The sequence below is a fragment of the Streptomyces sp. NPDC048461 genome, assembly GCF_055587105.1.
Map to the genome: position 1 here is coordinate 132,381 of NZ_JBVJGW010000017.1, position 21,614 is coordinate 153,994.

The 21,614-nt window shown below is 74.7% G+C and carries 19 protein-coding genes, 1 tRNA gene and 3 pseudogenes; 17 read left to right on the top strand and 6 right to left on the bottom strand.

The genetic code is table 11. The annotated features are described in order from the left end of the window. A pseudogene (locus tag ACZ6S8_RS26880) lies at nucleotides 1-1,049 on the top strand (PP2C family protein-serine/threonine phosphatase); the annotation flags it as partial. A 40-nt stretch (nucleotides 1,050-1,089) separates the two neighbouring features. Here ACZ6S8_RS26880 and ACZ6S8_RS26885 read toward each other — a convergent pair. After that, nucleotides 1,090-2,208 carry a glycerol dehydrogenase gene (locus tag ACZ6S8_RS26885; protein ID WP_469459942.1) on the bottom strand — a complete coding sequence of 373 codons (1,119 nt, stop codon included), beginning with the start codon at nucleotides 2,206-2,208 and terminating at the stop codon, nucleotides 1,090-1,092. A gap of 263 nt (nucleotides 2,209-2,471) precedes the next feature. Between ACZ6S8_RS26885 and dhaK the strand changes: the two genes are divergently transcribed. The 3 genes and pseudogenes from dhaK (at nucleotide 2,472) to ACZ6S8_RS26900 (ending at nucleotide 4,723) form a co-directional block, all read left to right on the top strand. Then, nucleotides 2,472-3,470 (top strand): dihydroxyacetone kinase subunit DhaK, encoded by a 999-nt coding sequence (gene dhaK, locus ACZ6S8_RS26890; protein ID WP_469459944.1) that lies wholly within the window; start codon nucleotides 2,472-2,474, stop codon nucleotides 3,468-3,470. 74 nt (nucleotides 3,471-3,544) lie between these two features. After that, nucleotides 3,545-4,198: pseudogene (gene dhaL / locus ACZ6S8_RS26895) on the top strand (dihydroxyacetone kinase subunit DhaL); the annotation flags it as partial. Between the two features lie 135 nt (nucleotides 4,199-4,333). Further along, on the top strand, nucleotides 4,334-4,723 hold the full coding sequence (locus ACZ6S8_RS26900; RefSeq protein WP_469460010.1) for a PTS-dependent dihydroxyacetone kinase phosphotransferase subunit DhaM: 390 nt from the start codon (nucleotides 4,334-4,336) through the stop codon (nucleotides 4,721-4,723). Here ACZ6S8_RS26900 and ACZ6S8_RS26905 read toward each other — a convergent pair. Next, nucleotides 4,708-6,036 (bottom strand): serine hydrolase domain-containing protein, encoded by a 1,329-nt coding sequence (locus ACZ6S8_RS26905; RefSeq protein ID WP_469459947.1) that lies wholly within the window; start codon nucleotides 6,034-6,036, stop codon nucleotides 4,708-4,710. The two genes, ACZ6S8_RS26900 and ACZ6S8_RS26905, sit on opposite strands and share 16 nt — an antisense overlap. Nucleotides 6,037-6,197: 161 nt before the next feature. Continuing rightward, nucleotides 6,198-6,587 (bottom strand): VOC family protein, encoded by a 390-nt coding sequence (locus tag ACZ6S8_RS26910; RefSeq protein ID WP_469459949.1) that lies wholly within the window; start codon nucleotides 6,585-6,587, stop codon nucleotides 6,198-6,200. A gap of 141 nt (nucleotides 6,588-6,728) precedes the next feature. Here ACZ6S8_RS26910 and ACZ6S8_RS26915 point away from each other — a divergent pair, with 141 nt between their 5' ends. From ACZ6S8_RS26915 to ACZ6S8_RS26965, 11 genes and pseudogenes are all read left to right on the top strand, one after another. Further along, nucleotides 6,729-7,676 (top strand): STM4015 family protein, encoded by a 948-nt coding sequence (locus tag ACZ6S8_RS26915; protein WP_469459951.1) that lies wholly within the window; start codon nucleotides 6,729-6,731, stop codon nucleotides 7,674-7,676. Continuing rightward, nucleotides 7,673-8,836, top strand: coding sequence for an STM4014 family protein (locus ACZ6S8_RS26920; RefSeq protein WP_469459953.1), 1,164 nt, complete (start codon nucleotides 7,673-7,675; stop codon nucleotides 8,834-8,836). The genes ACZ6S8_RS26915 and ACZ6S8_RS26920 overlap by 4 nt, the downstream gene beginning before the upstream one ends. Before the next feature lies 1 nt (nucleotide 8,837). Beyond that, on the top strand, nucleotides 8,838-9,683 hold the full coding sequence (locus ACZ6S8_RS26925; RefSeq protein WP_469460011.1) for an STM4013/SEN3800 family hydrolase: 846 nt from the start codon (nucleotides 8,838-8,840) through the stop codon (nucleotides 9,681-9,683). Beyond that, nucleotides 9,680-11,032 (top strand): STM4012 family radical SAM protein, encoded by a 1,353-nt coding sequence (locus tag ACZ6S8_RS26930; protein ID WP_469459955.1) that lies wholly within the window; start codon nucleotides 9,680-9,682, stop codon nucleotides 11,030-11,032. Before ACZ6S8_RS26925 ends, ACZ6S8_RS26930 begins: the two co-directional genes overlap by 4 nt. Beyond that, nucleotides 11,029-11,981 (top strand): annotated as a pseudogene (locus tag ACZ6S8_RS26935) (STM4011 family radical SAM protein); the annotation flags it as partial. The gene ACZ6S8_RS26930 and the pseudogene ACZ6S8_RS26935, both read left to right, overlap by 4 nt. 105 nt (nucleotides 11,982-12,086) lie before the next feature. Continuing rightward, nucleotides 12,087-12,206: transfer RNA gene (locus ACZ6S8_RS26940), tRNA-OTHER, on the top strand. Nucleotides 12,207-12,613: 407 nt separating this feature from the next. Further along, a complete protein-coding gene (locus ACZ6S8_RS26945) occupies nucleotides 12,614-13,147 on the top strand; it encodes a rhodanese-like domain-containing protein (RefSeq protein WP_469459957.1) in 534 nt (177 codons plus the stop codon). A gap of 370 nt (nucleotides 13,148-13,517) precedes the next feature. After that, nucleotides 13,518-14,636 (top strand): LLM class flavin-dependent oxidoreductase, encoded by a 1,119-nt coding sequence (locus tag ACZ6S8_RS26950; protein ID WP_469459959.1) that lies wholly within the window; start codon nucleotides 13,518-13,520, stop codon nucleotides 14,634-14,636. Further along, the gene (locus tag ACZ6S8_RS26955) at nucleotides 14,633-15,511 is read left to right on the top strand and encodes an ABC transporter permease (protein WP_469459961.1); all 879 of its coding nucleotides are present in this window, start codon (nucleotides 14,633-14,635) and stop codon (nucleotides 15,509-15,511) included. The genes ACZ6S8_RS26950 and ACZ6S8_RS26955 overlap by 4 nt, the downstream gene beginning before the upstream one ends. A 71-nt stretch (nucleotides 15,512-15,582) precedes the next feature. Then, complete coding sequence (locus ACZ6S8_RS26960; RefSeq protein WP_469459963.1) at nucleotides 15,583-16,614, top strand: taurine ABC transporter substrate-binding protein; 1,032 nt, start codon at nucleotides 15,583-15,585, stop codon at nucleotides 16,612-16,614. After that, nucleotides 16,601-17,392, top strand: coding sequence for an ABC transporter ATP-binding protein (locus ACZ6S8_RS26965; protein ID WP_469459965.1), 792 nt, complete (start codon nucleotides 16,601-16,603; stop codon nucleotides 17,390-17,392). Before ACZ6S8_RS26960 ends, ACZ6S8_RS26965 begins: the two co-directional genes overlap by 14 nt. A 33-nt stretch (nucleotides 17,393-17,425) precedes the next feature. Here ACZ6S8_RS26965 and ACZ6S8_RS26970 read toward each other — a convergent pair whose 3' ends face one another. Further along, on the bottom strand, nucleotides 17,426-19,228 hold the full coding sequence (locus tag ACZ6S8_RS26970) for a glycoside hydrolase family 15 protein (protein WP_469459967.1): 1,803 nt from the start codon (nucleotides 19,226-19,228) through the stop codon (nucleotides 17,426-17,428). A 123-nt stretch (nucleotides 19,229-19,351) separates the two neighbouring features. Then, on the bottom strand, nucleotides 19,352-19,915 hold the full coding sequence (locus ACZ6S8_RS26975; protein ID WP_469459969.1) for a DoxX family protein: 564 nt from the start codon (nucleotides 19,913-19,915) through the stop codon (nucleotides 19,352-19,354). Nucleotides 19,916-20,043: 128 nt separating this feature from the next. Between ACZ6S8_RS26975 and ACZ6S8_RS26980 the strand changes: the two genes are divergently transcribed. Together ACZ6S8_RS26980 and ACZ6S8_RS26985 are read left to right on the top strand one after the other, a co-directional pair. Beyond that, a complete protein-coding gene (locus ACZ6S8_RS26980; protein ID WP_469459971.1) occupies nucleotides 20,044-20,508 on the top strand; it encodes a MarR family winged helix-turn-helix transcriptional regulator in 465 nt (154 codons plus the stop codon). 54 nt (nucleotides 20,509-20,562) lie between these two features. After that, entirely contained in the window at nucleotides 20,563-20,859 is a 297-nt protein-coding gene (locus ACZ6S8_RS26985; protein WP_469459974.1) for a YkvA family protein, read from the top strand. A 102-nt stretch (nucleotides 20,860-20,961) separates the two neighbouring features. On the opposite strand, the gene ACZ6S8_RS26990 is transcribed toward ACZ6S8_RS26985, so the two are convergent. Next, complete coding sequence (locus tag ACZ6S8_RS26990; RefSeq protein ID WP_469459976.1) at nucleotides 20,962-21,606, bottom strand: fasciclin domain-containing protein; 645 nt, start codon at nucleotides 21,604-21,606, stop codon at nucleotides 20,962-20,964. Nucleotides 21,607-21,614: the final 8 nt, after the last annotated feature.

The window sequence follows — 21,614 nt, forward strand, 5'->3', positions numbered from 1 at the left end:
GCTGAAGGCCGTCAAGTAGCACGCACGGCGCTGCCCGGTACGTGAGAGGGCCGGGGGGGGGGGTCCCCCCCCCCGGGCGGCGGGGCGCCGAGACCCTGACCTCGGGGCGGCCGCTGTTCTTCGAGTCGATGCAGCACCTGGCCGCCGCCTACCCGGGGATCCCGCTGGACGCCGACGTCGGGGCCCGCGCGTTCCTGCCGCTGATCGCCTCCGGGCGGCCGGTCGGCTCGTGCATCCTCGGCTTCGACGCGCCCCGCGGTTTCAGCGCGGAGGAGCGTACGGTGCTCACCGCACTGGCCGGGCTGATCGCGCAGGCCCTGGAGCGGGCCCGGCGCTACGACAGCGAGGCCGCGCTCGCCCGCGGGCTGCAGTCGGCGCTGCTGCCGCACCGGCTGCCGGTGCGCGACCACGTGCAGACGGTCGGCCGCTACCTGCCCGGCACCCTGGGCATGGACGTCGGCGGCGACTGGTACGACGTCGTCGAGACGGGAGCCGGACTGCTCGCCCTGGTCATCGGGGACGTCCAGGGACACGGGGTGGCCGCCGCGGCGACCATGGGCCAACTGCGCAGCGCCGTCAGGGCGTTCGCACTGAGCGGGAGCAGTCCCGAACAGGTGATGAGCGGCACGAACCAGCTCCTCATCGACCTGGACCCGGGCCAGTTCGCCAGCTGCTGCTACGTGCTGCTGGACCCGGAGACGGGCGCCGCCCGGGCCGTCCGCGCCGGGCACCCCCAGCCGTTGCTGCGGCACCCCGACGGCCGCACCGAGGTGCTGGACCTGGCGGGCGGGGTGGTGCTCGGCATCGACGCGGAGGCCTCGTACCCGGTGACGGAACTGCGCCTGGAGACCGGATCGGTGCTCGCCCTGTACACCGACGGGCTGGTGGAGGAGCCGGGCACCGACATCGACGTCGGGGTGGAACGGCTGCGCCTGTCGCTGTCCGCGGCCCGGCCGGCGCCGCTGACCGAGGCCGCGGACCGGTTGATCGGCGTGGCGGGAAGCACCGCGGACCGGCCGGACGACACGGCCCTGCTGCTGGCCCTGCGCACGCCATAGCGGTCCGCCCCCGGAGCCCTGCGGGCGGGCCTCAGGCGGCCCGGCCCGGGGCGGCGCGGGCGTACGCGTCGCCGGCGAGCAGTGCGTCCGCGACCATCGCGGCGGTCACCGGGAACGGCATGTTGTGGGTGGTCTCGCCGTCGGCGGTGGCCGCGCGCCCGACCGCGAGGAGCTCCTCGCGGCCGGCGTCGCCGAGGCCCACCTCGGCGAGCGTGGTCGGCAGGCCGACGGACCGGCTGAACCGCAGCCAGGTGTCCAGCTCCTCGGTGGGGGCGCCCTCCAGGACGAGTTGGGCGAGCGTGCCGATGTTGACCTTCTCGCCGTGCATCATCCGGTGGGTGCGGTCCGAGACGGTCAGGCCGTTGTGGATGCCGTGGGCGGCCGCCAGGCCGCAGGACTCGAACCCGAGGCCGGAGAGCAGGGTGTTGGCCTCGGTGACCTTCTCCAGGGCCGGGGTCACCACGTGCTGCTCGGCGGCGAGGCGGGCCTGCTGCCCGTACTCCATCAGCGTCTCCCAGCACAGCCGGGCCAGGCTGAGCGAAGCCCCGGTGGCGAGGCCGCCGGCCATCGCGGTGCGGTGCGCGGCGACGCAGACGCGCGCCTCGTACCAGGTGGCGAGCGCGTCGCCCATGCCGGAGACGATGAAGCGGCTGGGCGCGGCCGCGACGAGCGCGGTGTCGACGAGGACCAGGTTCGGGTTGCGCCGGAAGAAGGAGTAGCGCTCGAACGCGCCGCCCTCGGTGTAGAGGACGGCCAGCGCGCTCGTCGGCGCGTCCGTGGAGGCCACGGTGGGGGCGCTGACGACGGCGATGTCGCCCCGGGCGTGGCCGACGGCCTTGGCCGTGTCGATGGCGGTGCCGCCGCCTATGCCGATGACCACGTCCGCGCCGGCCCGCTCGGCGACCGCGGCGACCCGGTCGATCTCCCGCTGGGTGCACAGGCCGCCGAAGACCTCCTTCGTGAGGCGGACCCCGGCGGCGGCGAGGGAGTCGGTGACCGCGGTGTCGACGAAGCCCCACACCCCCTTGTCGGCGAGTACGACCGCGTTGCCGCCGAGGTGTGCGGTGTGCTCGCCCAGGTCGTGCATCGCTCCGGCGCCCTGGACGTATTTCGGCGGGCTGATGAGCATGCGCGTACCGACGGTCTTCACAGCGAAACCTCCTGAAGGCGAATTCATTTCCGCATCTGCTTTTCATCCCTACCACGAATCCGCCGTTTCCCGGCAACGGCCGGGAACCCCTCTCCCCCAAGGGCCCTTCCGCGCCCGGACACGGGACCAAAGGCCCCCTCCACGGCGGGTGTCGTCCGAGGTAGCGTGCCTGGAAAGCGACAGGGGAACGCATCGTTCCTTTCGCCGTGAACCTTTTTGCATTTCCGTTTCAGAGTCGCGTCCACCACGAAGAAAGAGGCCCCGTGAAGAAGCTCATCAATTCCCCGGAGAGCGTCGTCGCCGACGCCCTGCACGGAATGGCCGCCGCCCATCCGGGGCTCTCGGTCGAGCCGGGGACGGGCATCGTGACGCGCGCCGGCGGGCCGGCGGCCGGAAAGGTGGCGGTGCTGTCGGGCGGGGGCAGCGGGCACGAGCCGCTGCACGCCGGGTTCGTGGGCCGCGGCATGCTCGCGGGCGCGGTGGCCGGTCCGGTGTTCACCTCGCCGGTGCCGGACGCCATCGCGCGGGCGACGGCCGCGGTCGACTCCGGCGCGGGTGTCCTGCACGTCGTGAAGAACTACACCGGCGACCTCCTCAACTTCGCAATGGCCGCGGAGGACTGCGAGGACGAGGGGGTCGCGGTCGAGCAGGTCGTCGTGGACGACGACGTCGCCGTGACCCCGGTGGCCGGCGGTCCGGGCCGCCGGGGCACCGGCGCCGTCCTGTTCGTGGAGAAGATCGCCGGAGCCCTCGCCGAGGAGGGCGCGCCGCTCGCCGACGTCGCCGCGGTCGCCCGCAAGGTCAACGCCCGCTCTCGGAGCTACGGCGTGGCACTGACCTCCTGCACCACGCCCGCCAAGGGCGGCCCCAACTTCGCGCTCGGCGAGCAGGAGATCGAGCTCGGCATCGGGATCCACGGCGAGCCGGGCCGGGAACGGCGGACCCTGATGTCCGCCGCCGCGACCGCCGAGGCGATGCTCGACGCCGTCCTGGCCGACCTGCCCGAGGAGTCCGGCGACCCGGTGATCCTGCTGGTCAACGGCCTCGGCGGGACCCCGCCGATCGAGCTGTACGTGATGCGCGCCGAGGCCGGGCGGGTGCTCGCCGAGCGCGGGATCACCGTGGCCCGCTCGCTGGTCGGCTCGTACGTCACCAGCCTGGACATGGCCGGCTGCACCCTCACCCTGTGCCGCGCCGACGAGGAGCTGCTGCGGCTGTGGGACGCACCCGTGGACACCCCGGCCCTGCGCTGGGGCTGCTGAGACCCCGCTCCCGCCCCGACCCGCGTCCCCCGTCCGATCCGCCGCGCACCGCGCACCCCCCACAGGAGCACCCCATGACCACCCTTCAGGCCGACCCGCCGGTCCTGGACACCGCGTACTTCCGCCGCTGGCTCGCCGAGGCAGACCGTCTCGTACGGCGTGACAGCGCGCGGCTGACCGAGCTCGACGCCGTCATCGGCGACGGGGACCACGGGGCGAACCTGGTACGGGGCTTCGGCGCCGTCGGCGAGGCGGTGGCCGAGGCCCGGCCGCAGACCCCCGGGGCCCTGCTGACCCTGGCCGGAACCACCCTGACCAACACCGTCGGCGGGGCCTCGGGCCCGCTGTTCGGCACCGCACTGCGGCGCACCGGCAAGGTGCTCGGCGAGAGCGCGGCGCCGACCGGTCTCGAACTGGCCGCCGCGCTCGGCGCGGGCCTGCGCTCCGTGCAGAAGCTGGGCGGCGCGGAACTCGGCGACGCCACCCTGGTGGACGCGCTGGCGCCCGGGGTGGCCGCCCTGTCGGAGGCGGTGGCGGCCGGACTCCCGCTGCGCGAGGCCCTGGACGGCGCCTGCCGGGCCGCCCGTGAGGGCGCCGACGCCACGGCCGGGCTGTCGGCCCGCAAGGGCAGGGCCAGCTATCTCGGCGAGCGCAGCGTCGGCCACCAGGACGCCGGCGCCAACTCCGTGGTACTGCTCATGGAGGCGCTGCGCACCGCGGTCGACGCGGAGCCGGCGGCGGCCGTGGACTCCGGGGCCGCCGCCGCGGGCTCCGGCGCGGAACCCGTTGTACGGCCCGCCGCGGAATCCGGGACCGGCGCGGGCGCCGGGAGGGCGGCCGGGACCGGGACCGCCCGGGTCGGCGTGGTCCTGGTCTCGCACAGTGCCGCGGTCGCCGCGGCGGTGGCCGAACTGACCGGCGCCCTGCTGGGCTCCGTCGCCCCGGCCCCGCTCAGCGTCGCGGGCGGGACCCGGGACGGCGGGGTCGGAACGAGCGCGGAACTGGTCCTGGCCGCCGTCCGGCGGGTCGACGAGGGGCAGGGGGTGGCCGTGCTGTGCGACTTGGGCAGCGCGGTGCTCACCATGAAGTCCCTGCTCGGCGAGGACCCCTCCCCGCTGCCGGCCGGCACCCGGATCGTGGACGCCCCGTTCCTGGAGGGCGCCGTCGCCGTCACCCTGACCTCGGCCCTCGGCGGCGACCTGGAATCGGTGCTGGCCGCCGCCGAGGACGCGCGCCGCTACCGCAAGCGCTGACCGGCCGTCCGCTGCGGGGCGCCCGGGACCACGAGGGCGTCCAGCGGCTCGGGGGCGGCGGCCGGGGCCTCCTCCCGGGCCGCTCCGGCCGAGGCGGAGCGGCCGCCGCAGAGCGCCTCGTCGAGGAGTTCACCGAAGGCGGCGTCGACCGGGTGCGGGATCGGGACGCCGTGCGCGTCGAAGCGCTGGTACTTCATCAGGTTGTACCCGACGGCGTACTGCCGCTTGCCGTCGGCGCTGCTCAGCGCCGAGGTGCCGGCCCCCCACACCCCGCCGTCGTGGCCCCAGACGGGTCCGCAGCGCGTGTCGGCGGAGTAGATGCCGAGTCCGTAGCGCAGGACGACGGTGCCGTCCCCGTCCTTGACCGGCACCGTCGTGCGCATCTCGCGGAGCTGCGCGGCGGGCAGCAAGTCGCCCTGGAGCAGGGCCCGGTAGAAGGTGTTCAGGTCCTGGGTGGTGGAGATCAGCGCGCCGGCCGCGCCGGCCATCGTCATGTTGTACTCGCTGTAGTCGCGCGGCGGGTCGATCAGCCCGTAGAAACTCTCGTACATCTTCGCGTGCGGGCCCCGGATGCGCGGATCGGTGCCGGGGAAGTAGGTGTTCCGGAGCCCGGCCCTGCGGATCACGTTCTTCGTGACGACCTCGTCCGGGTCCTGGCCGGTGACCTTGCGCAGCAGTTCGCCCAGCAGGATGTAGTTGGTGTTCGAGTAGGACCAGTCCGCTCCGGGTTCGAAGAGCTGCGGCTGGTCGACGCCGTGCGCGATCAGCTCGTCGGGACGCAGCGTCCGGTGGCGGAAGGCGTCGAGGTCCTTCGTGGATCCCTCCTTCAGGGAGGGGAAGGCCTCGGGTATGTAGTCGGCTATCCCGCTGGTGTGGTTGAGCAGCATCCGTACGGTGATCTTGCGGCCGCGCTCACCGGGGACGAGGGCGGGGAGGTAGTCGCCGACCGGCCGGTCGAGGCGGATGCGGCCCTTGGCGTCCTGCTGGAGCACGGCGACCGCGGTGAAGGACTTGGTGACGCTGCCGACGCGGTGGCGCAGGTCGGGGCGGGCGGGCCGGCCTGTCGTGACGTCGGCGACACCGGTGGCCCCGTTCCACTGCGCCCGTCCGTCGCGCACGGAGGCGTACGCCCCGTACATCCCGGCGTCGCGGACGGCGTCGAGCCGCCGGTCCAGCGCGGTCCGGTCGATCCCGCCGGCCGGCGCGGCGGCGTGCGCCGCGGGGACCGCACCGGCCGACAGGGCCAGGGCGACGGCGGCCGCGGCCCCCGTGTTCCGTAACCGTCGGCGCCGGTCGAAGCGTGCGAGAGGCATGCCGGTCTCCCCAAGTCTCCAGCCCCGCAGGGCAGTCGGACGATCTTCCGCCCTTCGATTCTGTCGGCCGGCCGGCGGCCCCCCATCACCCCCGAGGACGATTGCGGCGCACGCCGCGTGCACCCCGGGGACGAGGCGCGCCTCCGCCGCAGTGACGGGATTCAGCGGGACAGGGTGGTGGCCGCCAGGGTGAAGGAGTGGCCCGCCGGGTCGCCGAACAGGCGGGCGTCGCGCGGGCCTTCGCCGACGTCGACGGCCAGGGGGCGGGCACCGAGGGAGACGGCCTCCCGCTCGGCCTCGTCCAGGTCCTCGGGGGCCACGAGGATGCGCAGGTGCGCTTGTTGGGAGTCCTCCGGGCGCGGCCAGCTCGGCGGTGCGTAGCCGTGGTCCCGGCACAGGGCGAGGTGGACGCCGGCGTCGCCGACGACCTCCACGATGTCCGGGCCGTCCCCCGCCCGCACTTCGGCGCCCAGCAGCTCGGCGTAGAAGGCGGCGAGCGCTTCGGGATCGGCGCAGTCCAGTACGAGAATGCTCGTCTTCGCGACAGTCATGGCCCGCGCTTACCCGCCGTGCCCCTCCGTACGCGGTGCGCAGGGCCTTCCCCGCGGGCCGGGATGTCGGTGGCCCTTGGTAGAACTGGTGTCGCACCGGCCGCTCGCCCGAACGGCCCGTTCACCCCTCAGGAGCAGCGCATGAGCCAGGTAGCACACCTCTCGGAGCTGGGCGGGCTGCCCGCCTTCGACTTCCCCGCCCCGGGGGACGAGCGGGCCCTGCCCGAGGCCGGCGCCGTCGCCTGGCGGGTGCGCGCCGACGAGCACGACACGGAGGAGACCTGGAGCGAGGCCTGGGCCCGCTTCACGGCCGCCGTGGACACCCGCCGGGTCACCGCGCTGATCGTGGGCGTCTGGGAGGAGTCGTACGAGGTCTCCAGCGCGGCCGTCGTGTCCGCCCTCGTCGCGGCCGCCGGCGACTTCCCGCTGCTGCGGCACCTCTTCTTCGGGGACATCGAGGGCGAGGAGTCCGAGATCTCCTGGATCCAGCAGTCGGACGTCACCCCGCTCCTGCGGGCCTTCCCGGAGCTGCGCGAGTTCGGGGTGCGCGGCGGTACGGGGCTGGAGCTGGCACCCGTGAAGCACACGGAGTTGCGGAAGCTGGTGGTGCAGACCGGCGGGCTGCCCAGGGAGGTGGTGCGCGGCGCCGCCGCGAGCGACCTGCCCTCCCTGGAGGTCCTCGACCTGTGGCTCGGCACCTCCGAGTACGGCGCGGACAGCGGGGCCGAGGACCTGGCGCCGATCCTCTCGGGCGAGCGGCTCCCGGCCCTGCGCCACCTCGCCCTGCGCAACAGCGAGATCCAGGACGCGGTGGCCGTCGCGGTGGCGGGCGCCCCCGTGGTGGGACGGCTGGAGACCCTGGACCTGTCCATGGGCATCCTCACCGACGAGGGCGCGACCGCCCTGCTGGAGGGCGGGTCCCTCACTCACCTGGCCCGCCTGGACCTCGACCACCACTACATCGGCGCGGACCTCCAGGAGCGGCTGCGCGCGGCGCTGGAGCCGCACGGCGTCCTCCTCGCCCTGGAGGCGGGCGACGCGCACGAGTACGACGGGACGGTCTACCGGTACGTCGCGGTGTCGGAGTGACCCAGGGCCCGCCGACAGCCCTGCCGGCCGCCGCGCCGGCGGTCGTCGGCAACCCGGCGGGCCGCCGCGTGGCGCTCTACCAGGACGCCGTCCGCGCCCGCGGTCTGCCCGCGGCCCGCGTGGTGGCCTGGCGCGACGTCCTGGACGGCTCCGCCCGGTTCCGGCCGGGCGAGACCGTGCGGATCGACTCGCCGGGCGAGGACCCCGAGGTCGAGCGGCTGCTGCGCGGGGTGTCCGACCCGACCCGGGTGGAGGGCACCGCCCGCTGGTACGACCGGTTCACCGCGGCCGTGGACGCCGTGGCGGCCGGGGTCGCGGAGGCCGGGGGCCGGCTGCTCACCACCCCGGCGGACCTCGCCGCGCTGTTCGACAAGCGCCGGTGCCACCACGCCCTGGACCGGGCGGGGGTCCCCGTGCCGGCCTCCCCGACCTCCGGCCCCGGGGCGACGCCGGTGCGCGGCTGGGCGGACGTGCGGGAGGTCCTCGCGCGGCCCGGCCTGCGCCGGGTGTTCGTGAAGCTCGCGCACGGGTCGTCGGCCTCCGGCGTGGTGGCCCTCGAAGCGGGCGCGGGCGGCCGGTTCCGGGCGACGACCTCGGTGGAGCGCACCTCCTCCGGCGCCCTGCACAACTCGCTGCGGGTGCGCCGGTACGAGGACGAGCACGTGATCGGCGCCGTCCTGGACGCGCTCGCCCCCGACGGCCTGCACATCGAGCGGTGGCTGCCGAAGGCCTCCCAGGGGGGCCGCTGCGCCGACCTGCGGGTGGTGACGGTCGCGGGCCGCGCCACGCACGCCGTCGTCCGCACCGCCCGCGGCCCGATGACCAACCTGCACCTCGGCGGCGCGCGCGGCGACCTCGGCGCCGCCGTCGCGGCCGTCACCGCGGCGGGAGGCAGCTGGGAGCGCGACGCGCTCGCCGTCTGCGAACGCGCCGCGGCCGTCTTCCCGGCCACCCTCTGCACGGGGGTGGACCTGCTGCCCGCGACCGGCTGGCGCCGGTTCGCCGTCGGCGAGGTCAACGCCTTCGGAGACCTGCTGCCCGGGCTGGCCGGGCTTCCCGGCTCGCCCGCCGAGGGTCTCGACACCTATGCGGCCCAACTGGCCGCCGTACACGCACCGGCACGACAGGACCACCATGCACCCCGCACCGCCCGCCCCTGACATGAACGAGGTCGTCGGCCGCGACGACCTGCTGCTCGTCACCCTCGACACCCTGCGGTACGACGTCGCCGTCCGGCTGGCCGCCGAGGGCCGCATCCCGCACCTCGCCGCGCACCTGCCCGGCGGCGCCTGGGAACGCCGGCACGCTCCGGGCAGTTTCACCTACGCCTCCCACCAGGCGATGTTCGCCGGATTCCTGCCGACTCCGGCCGGTCCGGGGCCGCACCCGAGGCTGTTCGCCGCCCGGTTCGGGGGCAGCGAGAGCACCGCCGGGCGCACCTGGGTGTTCGACACCCCGGACCTGGTGTCGGGGCTGGCCGGGGCGGGCTACCGCACCGTGTGCGTGGGCGGGGTCGGATTCTTCAACCGGGCCGGAGCACTGGGCTCCGTACTGCCCGGGATGTTCCAGGAGAGCCACTGGGAGCCGGAGTTCGGGGTGGCTTCCCCGGCCTCCTTCGAGGCGCAGGTGGCCCGCGCCGAGCAGGTGGTGGCCGCGCTTCCGGCGGACCGGCGGCTGTTCCTCTTCCTGAACGTGTCGGCGATGCACCAGCCGAACTGGTTCCACCTGGACGGAGCGACGGCCGCGGACGGGGACTCGTGGGAGTCGCACGCGGCCGCGCTGGAGTACGTGGACCAGCACATCGGCCGGCTGTTCGACGCGATGCGCTCGCGCCGCCGGTGCTTCGCGATCGTGTGCTCCGACCACGGGACGACCTACGGGGACGACGGGTACACCGGGCACCGCCTGGCGCACGAGGCCGTGTGGACCGTCCCGTACGCCCAGTTCTCCCTGGAGCCGCCGCGACCGCGGTGCGCCCCCGTACCGAAGGAGGCGGCCGCAGGATGACCACCGGCACCGACACGGCGACCCCGTACGAGAGTTACGTGTACGCCTACCCTCACAAGACCGCGTACCGGCCGCTGCCCGAGCGGCCGGGTCTGCACGGCCTGTGGGCGGACCAGCCGAAGCACGCGCTCTCGCTCTACCTGCACGTCCCGTTCTGCGAGGTCCGCTGCGGGTTCTGCAACCTGTTCACCCGGATCGGCGCCCCGGAGGGGCTGACCACCGCCTACCTCGACGCGCTGGAGCGCCAGGCGGGCGCGGTCCGCGAGGCCCTCGACGGCGCCGGCGGCGGGCCGGTCCGGTTCGCGGCGGCCGCCTTCGGGGGCGGCACGCCGACGTTCCTGACCGCCTCCGAGCTGGAACGGCTCTGCGACATCGCGGAGAAGAGTGCCGGCGCCGACCTGCGGGCGGTCCCGCTGTCGGTGGAGGCCTCGCCGTCCACCACCACGGCGGACCGCCTCGCGGTCCTCGCCGACCGGGGCACGACCCGGCTGAGCCTGGGCGTGCAGAGCTTCGTACCGCAGGAGGCGCGGACGGCGGTCCGCCCGCAGAAGCGCGCGGACGTGGAGGCGGCGCTGTCGCGGGTCCGGGACGCGGGCATCCCGGTGCTGAACATCGACCTGATCTACGGCATCGACGGCCAGACCGAGGACAGTTGGCGGTACTCCCTGGACGCCGCGCTCGCCTGGCGCCCGGAGGAGCTGTACCTGTACCCGCTGTACGTACGCCCCCTGACGGCGCTGGGCCGCCGCGCCGACGAGCCCGGCGAGCCCGCCGAGAGCTGGGACGACCAGCGGCTGCGCCTGTACCGGGCCGGCCGGGACCACCTGCTGGCCGCCGGGTACGAGCAGGTGTCGATGCGGATGTTCCGCCTGCCGGGTGCTCCGGCGGCGGGCGCCGACGACTACGCGTGCCAGACCGACGGCATGGTGGGGCTGGGCTGCGGAGCCCGCTCCTACACCTCCGAGCTGCACTACTCCTTCGACTACGCGGTGGACATGCGGGAGATCCGCGGCATCGTCGACGACTACGTGGCGCGGCCGCGGGCGGACTTCGCGCGGGCGGAGTACGGCCGGTGGATCGACGCGGACGAGGCCCGGCGGCGGCACCTGATGCAGTCGCTGCTCCAGGCGGCGGGCATGCCCGTGGCGGAGTACCGGGAGCGGTTCGGCGCAGACCCCCGGGAGGACTTCCCGGCCGAGCTGGGGGCGTTCGCGGCGCGCGGCTGGCTGACGGACGACCCGGGCCTGCTCCGGCTGACCCCCGAGGGGCTCGCGCACTCGGACGCGGTCGGTCCGGCGCTGTTCTCGGCGGAGGTACGGGCCGCCATGGCCGCGTACGCGCGCAAGTGACGGGCCCGCGGGGCCCGCAGGGGGTTGCCGAGGAGGTCCCGGAACGGCCGCGGGACCTCACCGTGCTCTACCGGGGGCCGCTGGCCTCCTGCGACTACGACTGCCCGTACTGTCCGTTCGCCAAGCGCCGGGACAGCCGCGACACGCTGGCCGCCGACCGGGCCGCGCTGGAGCGGTTCGCCGCCTGGGCGGCCGGGAACACCGGCGACCGGCTCTCGGTGCTGTTCACCCCGTGGGGCGAGGGCCTGGTCCGCTCCTGGTACCGGCGCACCCTGGTGGAGCTGTCGCACCTGCCGCACGTCCGGCGGGTCGCCATCCAGACGAACCTGAGCGGCCGCACCGGGTGGACCGCCGCCGCCGATCCGGACACGCTCGCGCTCTGGTGCACCTACCACCCGGGACAGACCCCGTACGAGCGCTTCCTCGGCCGGTGCCGGGAACTGTCGGACGGCGGGATCCGCTTCAGCGTGGGCGTCGTCGGCCTGCCGGAGCACCTGGCGGAGGCCCGGAGGCTGCGGGCGGCGCTCCCGCCGGAGGTCTACCTGTGGGTGAACGCCGCCGAGGGGCACACCTACACCGATCCGGAGGCCGCCCGCTGGACGGCGCTGGACCCGCTGTTCGCGTACAGCCGCCACCCCCACCGCTCGGCGGGCCTGCCCTGCCGGACCGGCGAGTCGGTGATCTCGGTGGACGGCGACGGCACGGTCCGCCGCTGCCACTTCGTGCAGACGGAGCTGGGCAACCTGTACGACGGCTCGTACCGGGCGGCGCTGCGCCCGCGGGCCTGCCCGCTGACGGCCTGCGAGTGCCACATCGGCTACGTCCACCTGGAGACGCTGCCGCTGTACGACGTCTTCGCGGGCGGCGTGCTCGAACGCATCCCGGCGTCCGGCACGGCGGCGAGCCCACCCCCCGCGGCCGGCCCGCGCTTCCCGGACCTGCCGCTCGTACGGCGCTGACACCCCCGCCTCCGCCGCCCGGCCGGAGGGCCGGAGGGCCGGAGGGCCGCTGCGTAGACTCCGGCGCACCGGGACCGCGCGGTCCCGCAGGGCGTGGGGCCGTGGCAGAGCGGCCCATTGCGATCCCGGGCACCGGAGGTCCCCGGTGCCCGGGACTGGGCCGTCACCGCCGGACCTGGCGGACGGCCCCGCGGGTTCGAATCCCGCCGGCCCCACACCCGGTCCGCGCCGCACCCGGTCCGCCCCGCACCCGGTCCGCGCGGCACGCGGACCCCGGACCCGGCACGGCCGCTGGCCTGATCGCGCCGCCGGGGCCTATGATCCGCGGCATGGCCGTCACCGTCACCCCGCGCCTCCTGTCGCGCTCCTGTTGTCGCAGCTGACGCCTGCCCCGCTCCGGGTACCGCACCGCTCCCTCGCGTGACGGGCCGTCCCCGGGCAGCCGCTCCGGACGGATTCCGGCCGGGCTCCGGCCCCCGGGCGATCCCCGCCCGGAGCCCCTTCCCCCGCGGCCGCGCATCCCGCGGCCCCGCTCCCCCCGAAGCCCGGCCCCTGCCCCGCCGCACGGGTCCGCTTCCGTCCCGCTTCCGCGTCGTTCCACGTCCCGCAAGGAGCCCTTCCCATGAGCCTTCCCACCACCCTCACCGCCGGCCAGGTCCTCTCGCGCCCCGAGGAGTTCACGGTCATCGACGTCCGCACGCCGGGCGAGTACGCCTCCGGCCACCTCCCCGGCGCGGTGAACATCCCGCTCGACCGGATCACCCCCTCCCTGCCCGAGCTGCGGCGCGCCGCCGAGGACAAGGGCCTGCTGCTCGTCTGCGCCACCGGCGCCCGCTCCGAGAACGCCGCCCGCACCCTCGCCTCGCACGGCATCCCGTCCACCAGCCTGACCGGTGGCACCCGCTCCTGGTCGGCGGGCGGGCACGGCCTCGACTACCCCGCCGAGGGCCGCCGGTCGGTCTGGGCCATGGAGCGTCAGGTACGGGTCACCGCGGGCTCGCTCGTCCTGCTCGGCCTGCTCCTCGGCCTTCTGGTGCACCCGGCGTTCCAGCTGCTCTCCGCCGGCGTCGGCGCCGGGCTCGTCTTCTCCGCGCTCACCGACACCTGCGGCATGGCGCTGGTGCTCGGCCGCCTCCCCTTCAACCGGCGCCGCTGAGCCCGGACCGTACCGAACTCCGGAACGGAAACGTCCAGCATCCGGACCCGGCTTGTCCCGGCCCGCCCGACAACGACAGGATGCGGCCATGGCCCCTGTACTCGTATCGCGTCGTCACGTGGATCTGCTGCGTGTCTCGACCATGCTCTGTCGGGCCGACTCCTCCCGTACGCACGGCTGTTGATCTGCTGATCCGCCGCTCCTGACCCGTACGGACACCCGCGCACCCTTCGCGCACCCCCTGACACACCCGTCCCGGCGCGTTTCCCCGCGCCCGGACTCCGCCTGCCCCCCTGCCCGTGTACACGTGCCACCGCCCTCCTGTACGGCGGCGGCGCGCGGCCCGGCGCTGCTCCGACGAGGTTCACCCATGCCGGAAAACCCCCTCCTGCTGCACTGGTTCCTGCCCACCGGCGGGGACGGCCGCGACCCCGGCGGCGTCACCGCCGTCCAGGGCCGTACGGGCGCCGCGACCCGGCGGCCCGCCGACGTCCCCTACCTGGCCCAGGTGGCCCGCGCCGCCGAGCAGGCCGGCTTCCATTCGCTGCTCACGCCCGTGGGCCTGGGCTGCGTCGACCCGTGGATCCTGACCGCCGCCCTCGCGCAGCACACGACGCGCATCGGCTTCCTGGTGGCCTTCCGCGCCGGGTTCGCCAGCCCCACGCTGATCGCCCAACAGGCCGACGCCTTCCGCCGGTTCGCGGGCGGACGACTCGCCCTGAACGTGGTGACCGGCGGCGATCCGGCGGAACAGCGCGCCTACGGGGACCGGCTGGAACACGATGCCCGCTACGCCCGCACCGACGAGGTGATGGCCGTGCTCCGGGACCTGCTCGACGGGAAGCAGGTGGACCACGACGGGGCCCACCTGCGGATCGAGGGGGCCCGGCTCACCGATCCGGAGCTCCGGCACCCGGTCCCCCTGTACTTCGGCGGGGCCTCCCCCGCCGCCGAGGAGGTCGCCGCCCGGCGGGCCGACGTGCAGCTGCTGTGGGGCGAGCCACCGGCCGCGGTCGCCGCACGGGTGGCCCGGCTGCGGGACCGGGCGCGGGCGGCGGGCCGCACCGTACGGTTCGGGCTGCGCCTGCACGTGATCACCCGGGACACGGCCGACGCGGCCTGGGCGGAGGCGGACCGGATCCTGGCCGGCCTGGACCCGGCGGCCGTACGGGCGACGCAGGAACGGTTCGCCGCCATGGACTCCACCGGGCAGGCCCGGATGACGGCGCTGCACGGCGGGGTCGCGGACGCGGCCCGGCTGACCGTGTCGCCGAACCTGTGGGCGGGCATCGGCCTGGTCCGCGAGGGCGCCGGGACCGCGCTGGTCGGCTCGCACGACGAGGTGGCCGCGCGGCTCGCCGAGTACCGGGCCCTGGGCATCGACGAGTTCGTCCTGTCCGGCTACCCGCACCTGGAGGAGGCGTACCGGGTCGGCGAGGAGGTCGCCCCGCGGCTGCGCGCCCTGACCGGGGCGGGGGCCGGCGCATGACGACGCTGACGACGGAGGCCGGCAAGGACCGGCGCCGGGAGCCCGCCGCCCCGCCGGCCGGGGAACCCTCCCCGCGCCGGCGCCGGCTGCACGAGGCGCTGCGCTGGGGCGCGTTGCGGATCACGGCGCTGGCGGTGCTCCTCGCGGCCTGGCAGGCGGTGGTCTCCGCCGGGATCTGGCCGAGGGTGCTGGTGCCGTCGCCCGGCGAGGTGTGGCGGCAGTTCCTGCTCGCCTCGACCGTGCACGACGGGGTGCGGGGCGTCGGCGGGCACCTGCTGATCGAGCACCTGGGGGTGAGCCTGGGCCGGATCGCCACCGGCTCCGGGTACGCCGTCCTCGCCGGGGTGCCGCTGGGGCTGCTGATCGGTACGGTCCGGCCGCTGGCCGTCGTACTGGAGCCGGCGGTGACCTTCCTGCGGACCCTGCCGCCGCTCGCGTACCTCTCGCTGCTCGTCATCTGGTTCGGCATCGACGAGGCCCCGAAGATCTGGCTGCTGGTGATCGCCGCGCTGCCGCCGATCGCCGCGGCCACGGCGGCGGCGGTGCGGACGGTGCCCGGACAACTCGTCGAGGCCGCACGGGCCCTGGGCTCGGGGCCGGTGGCGCTGCTGCTGTCCGTACGGCTGCCGTCGGCGCTGCCCGAGATCCTCACCGGCGTCCGGATCGCGGTCGGCGTCGCGTACACCTCCGTCGTGGCGGCGGAGACCATCAACGGCGTCCCCGGCATCGGCGGCATGATCCGCGACGCCCAGCGCTACAACCAGACCGCGCTGGTGATCACCGGCATCATCGCCATCGGCCTGTCCGGGATCGCGCTGGACGCCCTGCTGCGCCTCGTCGAACGCGTCGCGGTCCCGTGGCGCGGCCGGACCTGAATCCGCGCCCCGTCCTCCACCACCCCCTGCCCGACCCGAGCACGTCCCGAACCTCACACCGGAGTTCCGCCATGCCCAGAATCCTGTCCCGCCGGACCGTCCTGCTCGCCGCGGCGGTCGCACTGACCGCCTCCACCACCGCCGCGTGCGGCAGTGACGGCGATGCGGGCGGGCGGACCACCGTACGGATCGCGTACCAGTCGATACCCAACGCCGACCTGGTGGTGAAGAACCAGAAGCTGCTGGAGAAGGCGCTGCCCGACGTCGACGTGAAGTGGGTCAGGTTCGAGTCCGGCGGCGACGTCAACACGGCGGTCGTCGCCGGCGCGGTGGACCTGGGGCTGGCCGGTTCGAGCCCGGTCACCAAGGGGCTGTCGGCGCCGCTGAACATCCCGTACAAGGTGGTCTGGATCCACGACCTGATCGGCGACAACGAGGCGCTCGTCGCCAAGTCCGGCATCAACTCGGTGCAGGAGCTGGCCGGGAAGAAGGTGGCGACACCGTTCGGGTCGACGGCCCACTACTCGCTGCTCGCCGCCCTGACCGCGGCCGGGGTCGATCCGTCCGCCGTGCAGACCATCGACCTCCAGCCTCAGGACGCCCTCGCCGCGTGGAAGCGGGGGGACATCGACGCCGCGTACGTGTGGACGCCGACGCTGGGCGAGCTGCGGGCGGACGGCAAGGTGCTCGTCAGCAGCCGGCAGCTGGCGCAGCAGGGCAAGCCCACCGCCGACCTGGGCGTGGTGACGAACGCGTTCGCCGCGAAGCACCCTGAGGTGGTCACCGCGTGGATCAAGGCGCAGGACCAGGCCGTGACCCAGGTCCGCACCGCCCCCGACCAGGCCGCGAAGTCCATCGGCGCCGAACTCGGGCTGCCCGCCGACGAGGCGAAGCAGCAGCTGTCGGAGCTGGTGCTGCTGAGCGCGAAGGAACAGACGGGTCCCGAGTACCTCGGCACGCCCGGCGCCCCGGGCCGGCTGGCGGCCAACCTGCGCGACGCGGCGGTCTTCCTGAAGGGGCAGAAGGCGGTCGACGCGGTGCCGGACGAGGCGGCGTTCGGGCGGGCGCTCGCGGTGGAGGAGCTCGGTCGTGCCGCGAACTGACGCTCCCGCCCGCGACGTCGCGGTCGTCGACCTGTCGGGGGTGGCCGTCCGGTACGGTTCGGCGCGGCAGCCGGTGACGGCACTGGAGGGCGTGGACCTGAGGATCACGGCGGGCGAGTTCGTGGTCCTGGTCGGGCCCTCCGGCTGCGGCAAGACGAGCCTGCTGCGGGTGGTCGCGGGCTTCGAGCGGCCCTCGTCGGGCACCGCCCTGGTACGGGGCGCGGCCCCGCGGCCGGGCGGGGGCGCGGGGGTGGTGTTCCAGCAGCCGCGCCTGTTCCCCTGGCGGACGGTCGGCGGGAACATCGGCTTCGCCCTGGCCCGGCAGGGGGTGCCGCGCGCCGCGCGGGTCGGGCGGATCGCGGAACTCCTGGAGCGGGTGGGTCTGCCGGGGACGGCGGGCCGGCGCACCTGGGAGCTGTCGGGCGGACAGCAGCAGCGGGTCGCGCTGGCACGTGCGCTGGCCGCGGAGCCGGAACTCCTGCTGATGGACGAGCCGTTCGCGGCGCTCGACGCGCTGACCCGGGAGCGGCTCCAGGAGGAGGTCCGCACGCTGGCCGGGCGCCTCGGCACGACCGTGCTGTTCGTGACGCACTCCGCGGAGGAGGCGGTACTGCTCGGCTCCCGGGTGCTGGTGATGGCGGCGGGCCCGGGACGGGTGGTGGCCGAACTGCCGGTCGGGCTCGACCGGGACCCGGACACGGACGTCTCCGCCCTCCGGGCCTCGGCCGAGTTCGCCCGCCTGCGGGGGCGGCTGACCGAGGCCGTGCGGGTTCCGTAGGCCCGCCCGGGCGGAGGCGGCTTCGGCGGCGCGCTACGGCGTCTTCACGGCCGCCTCCCCCCGGGCGAGGGTGAGCGCGGTGTTCACCAGTCCGACGTGGCTGAACGCCTGCGGGAAGTTGCCGAGTTGGCGTCCCGCAACCGGGTCGTACTCCTCGGCGAGCAGGCCCACGTCGTTGCACACGGACAGCAGCCTCTCGAAGAGGGCGCGGGCCTCCTTGTCCCGGCCGATCAGGTGCAGCGCGTCCGCCAGCCAGAACGAGCAGGCCAGGAAGGCTCCTTCGTCGCCGGGCAGTCCGTCGACGGAGGGACCCTCGGTGGTGTAGCGGCGGACCAGGCCGCTGCGCCCGAGCTCGGCCTGGACCGCGGCGACCGTGCCGACGACGCGCGGGTCGTCGGGCGGCAGGAAGCCGACGCGCGGGATGAGCAGGGTGGCGGCGTCGAGCTCGCTGGAGCCGTAGTACTGGGTGAAGGTGTTGCGCTCCGGGTCGTAGCCGTTCTCGCAGACGTCGCGGTGGACCTCGTCCCTTATGGTCCGCCAGCGCTCGATGTCGCCGGGCAGCGAGGGCTCGCGCTCCAGGGTGCGCACGGCCCGGTCGGCGGCGACCCAGGCCATCACCTTGGAGTGGACGAAGTGGCGTCGCGGGCCGCGCACTTCCCACAGGCCCTCGTCGGGCCGGCGCCAGTTGCGCTCCAGGAAGTCGAGCAGCGCGAGCTGGAGGTTCCAGGCGTGCGGCTCGGCGTCGAGGCCGGTGGCGCGGGCCAGGTACAGCGAGTCGATGACCTCGCCGTACACGTCGAGCTGGAGCTGGTCCACGGCCGCGTTGCCGACGCGGACCGGTGCGGAGGATGCGTAGCCCCGCAGCCACGGCAGGTCCGTCTCGGGGATCCGGCGCTCGCCCGCGATCCCGTACATGATCTGGAGGTCGGCGGGGTCGCCGGCGACGGCGCGCAGCAGCCAGGCCCGCCAGGCGCGGGCCTCGTCGAGGAAGCCGGTGGCGAGCAACGACCCGAGGGTGAGGGTGGAGTCGCGCAGCCAGCAGTAGCGGTAGTCCCAGTTGCGGACGCCACCGAGTTCCTCGGGGAGGGAGGTGGTGGCCGCGGCGGCGATGCCTCCGGTGGGCGCGTAGGTCAGGGCCTTGAGGGTGATCAGGGAGCGCTTCACCGCCTCCTGGTAGGGGCCCTCGTAGGTGCACTGGCAGGACCAGTCGCGCCAGTCGGCGAGGCTGGTCTCCAGCGCGGCGTACGGGTCGATCGGATCGGGGCGGGGTTCGTGCGAGGGGTGCCAGGTGAGGACGAAGGCGGCGCGCTCCCCGGCGGCGACGGTGAACTCGGAGCGGGTGCTGTTGTCCTCGCCCCAGGTGTGCACGTGCGGTTCGCTGCGGAACCAGGCGGAGTCGGGTCCGGCGACGGCGACGCGCTCGCCGTCGACACGGCGGACCCAGGGCACGACGTGGCCGTAGTCGAACCGCAGGCGCAGCATGCTGCGCACGGTGACTTCGCCGGTGAGGCCCTCGACGATCCGGACGACGTCGGGTGCGGTGTCGCGCTGCGGCATGAAGTCGACGACCTTGAACGTGCCGTCCTCGGTCTCCCAGTACGACTCCAGGACCAGCGTGCCGTCCACGTAGGCGCGGCGGGTGCACCGCTCGCCGGGCGCGGCGCCGGCCGGGGCGATGCGCCAGTGGCCGTTGTCCTCTTCCCCGAGGAGCTTCGCGAAGCAGGCCGCCGAGTCGAAGCGCGGCAGGCACAGCCAGTCGATGGACCCGTCGCGGCCGACGAGCCCACTGGTCATCAGGTCGCCGATGAGTGCGTAGTCTTCGATGGGTTGTGTCATTTGTGCGCTCTTCCCGCGAATGCCCGGGGCCAATCAGCGCAGGCCCCGGACACCCTCGTGCGCGCTAGGCCGCGCCTTCCGGATCATGGCGGGCGCGGGCTCCCCTGACCCGAAAGACACCCCCTAGTCGCGTACGAGCAGCAGGACGGCCGCGAGGACCGCGCCGAGGGCGACGGCGAGGGCGCCGTGGGTCAGCCGGTGGGCGCGCAGGACGGGCAGGAAGCGGTCGACGGCGTACCGGCCGGGGCCGGTGAGGGCGAGGGCCGCGGCGCCGGCGGTGAGCAGGAGCTCGTACTCGATGCCCTCCGGGGCGAAGAACGAGCCGGCTCCGCGGACGGCGATGGCGTTGATCATCGTGCCGAAGAGGGCGGCCCCGGCGAGCGGGGTGAGCAGTCCGGCGGCGAGGCCGAGGCCGCCCAGGGTCTCGGTCAGGCCGGCGAGGACGGCCATGGCGTCGCCGGCGGGGTAGCCGCTGGCGGTGAAGAACTGTCCGGTGCCGCTGATGCCGCCGCCGCCGAACCAGCCGAAGAGCTTCTGGGCGCCGTGGGCGGCCATGGTCAGGCCGAGGACCAGGCGCAGGATCAGCAGGCCGGTGTCGTGGGCGGGGGTGGAGGGGGCGAGCGCGAGCGGGGTGTCGGCCGGTGCGGCGGCCTGCGGCTTCGTCGGGGTGACGGAGGGGCTGGTCATGGGGGGAATCCTTCCGGTCGGGCGGTCCGGAGGCGGGGACGGCACTGTCAGGTTTGTTCAAATTCGAACCGCCGAGGCCCGACCCTAGCCATTGATTCAAATTCGAACAACCCGTGTAGGGTGGCGGCATGGCTGAGACGAGATGGCTGAACGACCGCGAGATGCGGGCCTGGGACGGCTTCCTGGCCGCCTCGGCCCTGGTGAACCGCCGCCTCGACCAGCAGCTCAAGGACGATTCCGGGCTCTCCCACCCCCAGTACGAGATCCTCGTGCGGCTCGCCGCCGCCCCCGGGCGCGAGCTGCGGATGACCGAGCTCGCCAATGGCCTGATCAATTCCAAGAGCGGGCTGACCTACCAGGTCACCCAGATGGAGAAGGCCGGGCTGGTCCGCCGCCGCAGCTGCCCTTCCGACGTGCGCGGCGTCTTCGCCGTCCTCACCGAGGCGGGCAGCGCCCGGCTGGAGGAGGCGGCGCCCGGCCACGTGGCCACGGTCCGGGAGGTCCTCGTCGACGTCCTCACCCCCGAACAGCTCGACGTGCTCGCCGAGGGCCTCGGCGAGGTCGGCCGCCGCCTGCGCGGGCGGACCGGATGAGCCGCTCCGGCGGCGCCCCGGTAGAGCCGGCCGGGAACGGGGTATAGGCGCGCCATGGACGGAAAGGTCTGGCTCACTCTGGCCGTGGTCGTCGCCATCGCGCTGGCGATCGCCGCGGTCGTACTGCTCGTACGCGTCTTCGCGGCGCGGCGGCTGCTGCTCGACGCCGGCATCCCGCTGCGCGACAAGGCCCTGTTCTGGGTCGCGGTCGTGTACACGGTCTCCCCCGTGGACCTGATCCCGGACCCGGTGTACCTGGACGACATCGGCGTCCTCCTGCTGGCCCTGCGCTCGCTCCACGCGGCCGCCGGACGCCTGCCCGGCGGCTTGAAGGACTCCGACCCTGCCTGACGCGCGCCCCGCGGACCGGGACAGCGCCGTGCGGCCCCGGACTTCCGGGGCCGCACGGCGCTCGCTCACTCGAGTTCCCCGCGCGCGGCGCGCGCAGCGCTGCTACTTCGGCATCAGGACGGTGTCGACGATGTAGACGTTGGCGTTGGCGGTCTTGACGTTGCCGCAGACCACGGCGGACGTGCCGTTGACCTTGTACGCCTCGCCCGAGCCGGCGGTCGTCAGCTTCGTCTTCTCCAGGGTGTCGAAGGAGCCGTTCTCCAGCTGCTGCGGCGTCAGCTTCTCGCCCACGACGTGGTAGGTGAGGATCTTCGTCAGCATGGCCTTGTCGGCGAGGACCTTGTCCAGGTCCGCCTTCGGGATCTTCGCGAACGCGTCGTTCGTCGGCGCGAACACCGTGATGTCCTTCGCGTTGTTCAGCGTGTCGACCAGACCGGCCTGCTTGACCGCGGTCACCAGCGTCGACAGCGCCGGGTTGTTGGAAGCCGCCGTCGCCACCGGGTCCTTGGCCATCCCGTCGAACGAACCCGCACCATCGGCCGGGACGCCCGCACAGGCCGGACCGAACGGCTTGTCCGCCGCCATCGACGCGTCCGGGGTGGCGGGCTGCGAGGCGGAGCTGTCCGCGCTCGCCGTGGAGCCGGCGGCGGAGTCCTTGCCCGACTCGGAGCAGGCCGCCAGGGTGAAGGGGAGGACGGCGGCGGCGGCCACGGCCACGGCGGTGCGGCGGAAGTGAAGAGCGTTCATGGTGACTG

What these genes read in the sequence shown, in the direction of transcription:
- ACZ6S8_RS26905 (WP_469459947.1), bottom strand. Translation starts at nt 6,036, where the DNA reads ATGCCTCTCGCACGCTTCGACCGGCGCCGACGGTTACGGAACACGGGG.
- ACZ6S8_RS26910 (WP_469459949.1), bottom strand. Translation starts at nt 6,587, where the DNA reads ATGACTGTCGCGAAGACGAGCATTCTCGTACTGGACTGCGCCGATCCC.
- ACZ6S8_RS26915 (WP_469459951.1), top strand. Translation starts at nt 6,729, where the DNA reads ATGAGCCAGGTAGCACACCTCTCGGAGCTGGGCGGGCTGCCCGCCTTC.
- ACZ6S8_RS26925 (WP_469460011.1), top strand. Translation starts at nt 8,838, where the DNA reads ATGAACGAGGTCGTCGGCCGCGACGACCTGCTGCTCGTCACCCTCGAC.
- ACZ6S8_RS26930 (WP_469459955.1), top strand. Translation starts at nt 9,680, where the DNA reads ATGACCACCGGCACCGACACGGCGACCCCGTACGAGAGTTACGTGTAC.
- ACZ6S8_RS26945 (WP_469459957.1), top strand. Translation starts at nt 12,614, where the DNA reads ATGAGCCTTCCCACCACCCTCACCGCCGGCCAGGTCCTCTCGCGCCCC.
- ACZ6S8_RS26950 (WP_469459959.1), top strand. Translation starts at nt 13,518, where the DNA reads ATGCCGGAAAACCCCCTCCTGCTGCACTGGTTCCTGCCCACCGGCGGG.
- ACZ6S8_RS26955 (WP_469459961.1), top strand. Translation starts at nt 14,633, where the DNA reads ATGACGACGCTGACGACGGAGGCCGGCAAGGACCGGCGCCGGGAGCCC.
- ACZ6S8_RS26960 (WP_469459963.1), top strand. Translation starts at nt 15,583, where the DNA reads ATGCCCAGAATCCTGTCCCGCCGGACCGTCCTGCTCGCCGCGGCGGTC.
- ACZ6S8_RS26970 (WP_469459967.1), bottom strand. Translation starts at nt 19,228, where the DNA reads ATGACACAACCCATCGAAGACTACGCACTCATCGGCGACCTGATGACC.
- ACZ6S8_RS26975 (WP_469459969.1), bottom strand. Translation starts at nt 19,915, where the DNA reads ATGACCAGCCCCTCCGTCACCCCGACGAAGCCGCAGGCCGCCGCACCG.
- ACZ6S8_RS26980 (WP_469459971.1), top strand. Translation starts at nt 20,044, where the DNA reads ATGGCTGAGACGAGATGGCTGAACGACCGCGAGATGCGGGCCTGGGAC.
- ACZ6S8_RS26985 (WP_469459974.1), top strand. Translation starts at nt 20,563, where the DNA reads ATGGACGGAAAGGTCTGGCTCACTCTGGCCGTGGTCGTCGCCATCGCG.
- ACZ6S8_RS26990 (WP_469459976.1), bottom strand. Translation starts at nt 21,606, where the DNA reads ATGAACGCTCTTCACTTCCGCCGCACCGCCGTGGCCGTGGCCGCCGCC.